The following is a 1781-nucleotide window of genomic DNA, read 5'->3' on the forward strand; positions in this document are numbered from 1 at the left end:
TCAGATCTGGGCAGATCATGTTTCGTCGCATCCACACCTGAACAGCACGGTTCAGGTTATAGGATCAAGCCTCACGGGCAATTAGTATCGGTTAGCTTAACGCATTACTGCGCTTCCACACCCGACCTATCAACGTTGTGGTCTCCAACGACCCTTCAGGGTAATCAAGTTACCAGGGAAGTCTCATCTTGAGGCGAGTTTCGCGCTTAGATGCTTTCAGCGCTTATCTCTTCCGCATTTAGCTACCCGGCGATACCACTGGCGTGATAACCGGTACACCAGAGATGCGTCCACTCCGGTCCTCTCGTACTAGGAGCAGCCCCCCTCAAACTTCCAACGCCCACTGCAGATAGGGACCAAACTGTCTCACGACGTTTTGAACCCAGCTCACGTACCACTTTAAATGGCGAACAGCCATACCCTTGGGACCGGCTACAGCCCCAGGATGTGATGAGCCGACATCGAGGTGCCAAACTCCGCCGTCGATGTGAACTCTTGGGCGGAATCAGCCTGTTATCCCCGGAGTACCTTTTATCCGTTGAGCGATGGCCCTTCCATTCAGAACCACCGGATCACTATGTCCTGCTTTCGCACCTGCTCGACTTGTCAGTCTCGCAGTCAAGCCACCTTGTGCCATTACACTATCAGTACGATGTCCGACCGTACCTAGGTGACCTTCGAGCTCCTCCGTTACACTTTGGGAGGAGACCGCCCCAGTCAAACTGCCTACCATGCACGGTCCCCGATCCGGATCACGGACCAAGGTTAGAACCTCAAAGGGGTCAGGGTGGTATTTCAAGGACGGCTCCACGTGAACTAGCGTCCACGCTTCAAAGCCTCCCACCTATCCTACACAAACCACTTCAAAGTCCAATGCAAAGCTACAGTAAAGGTTCACGGGGTCTTTCCGTCTAGCAGCGGGGAGATTGCATCTTCACAAACATTTCAACTTCGCTGAGTCTCAGGAGGAGACAGTGTGGCCATCGTTACGCCATTCGTGCGGGTCGGAACTTACCCGACAAGGAATTTCGCTACCTTAGGACCGTTATAGTTACGGCCGCCGTTTACCGGGGCTTCGATCAAGAGCTTGCACCCCATCACTTAACCTTCCGGCACCGGGCAGGCGTCACACCCTATACGTCGACTTTCGTCTTGGCAGAGTGCTGTGTTTTTGATAAACAGTCGCAGCCACCTTTTCACTGCAACCCCTTCACGCTCCACGAGTAAATCGCTTCACGCTAACGGGGCACACCTTCTCCCGAAGTTACGGTGTCAATTTGCCGAGTTCCTTCTCCTGAGTTCTCTCAAGCGCCTTGGAATTCTCATCCTGCCCACCAGTGTCGGTTTGCGGTACGGTCAATTCTTGGCTGAAGCTTAGTGGCTTTTCCTGGAAGCATGGGATCAATCACTTCGGCTGCAATGCAGCACCGTCGTCACGCCTCAGTGTTAACAGGAGACCGGATTTGCCTGATCTCCCCACCTGCACGCTTGAACCGGGACTTCCAACACCCGGCTGACCTACCCTTCTCCGTCCCCACATCGCACCAAGAACCGGTACAGGAATATTAACCTGTTTCCCATCGACTACGCTTTTCAGCCTCGCCTTAGGGGCCGACTCACCCTGCGCCGATGAACGTTGCGCAGGAAACCTTGGGCTTTCGGCGAACGGGCTTTTCACCCGTTTTAACGCTACTCATGTCAGCATTCGCACTTCCGATACCTCCAGCAGCCTTTACAAGCCACCTTCACAGGCTTACGGAACGCTCCCCTACCATGTGCAC

Annotated in this window: 1 rRNA gene; it reads right to left on the bottom strand. The window is 54.1% G+C overall.

Features of this window, described 5'->3' with window-relative positions:
- Positions 1–60 precede the first annotated feature (60 nt).
- A 23S ribosomal RNA gene (locus tag ACYQ1A_RS21765) occupies positions 61–1781 on the bottom strand; the annotation flags it as partial.

This window comes from Silvimonas sp. JCM 19000, from assembly GCF_054652575.1.